Source organism: Neisseria sp. P0021.S007, assembly GCF_051956855.1.
Genome location: NZ_JBQCXA010001782.1, coordinates 1 through 435, shown reverse-complemented (window position 1 = coordinate 435; position 435 = coordinate 1). Strand labels below are relative to the sequence as shown.

Annotated in this window: 1 protein-coding gene; it reads left to right on the top strand. The window is 49.2% G+C overall.

All coding sequences use genetic code 11. From position 1 onward, the window contains the following. Window positions 1-435 (top strand): cytochrome c biogenesis protein ResB (locus ACTHUR_RS21435; protein ID WP_440400822.1); only part of this gene is annotated, 435 nt, incomplete at both ends.

Here is a 435-nt window from a genome sequence, read left to right as displayed (position 1 = left end):
CTGCACGGTATTACAGTTTATCAGGCAAGTTTTGCCGACGGCGGCTCGGACTTGACGTTTAAAGCGTGGAATCTGGCTGATGCCGACCGCACTCCGGTCAAACTCAAAGCAACTTCCATGCGCGAGTTTCCGCTGGATTTGGGCAAGGCTTCTTATAAATTGGAATTCGACCAGTTTACTTCGATGAACGTCGAAGACATGAGCGAGCCGTCTGAAAAAGAGCAAAACCTGAAATCCGCCCTCAACGATGTTCGCTCCGTTCGTCAGGAAGGCAAAAAATACACCAATATAGGCCCGTCTATCGTTTACCGCATCCGCGACAAAGCAGGGCAGGCGGTCGAATATAAAAACTATATGTTGCCGGTAAAACAAGATGAAGACTATTTCTTCATTACCGGCACTCGCAGCGGCTTGGCGCAGCAATATCGTTGGTTG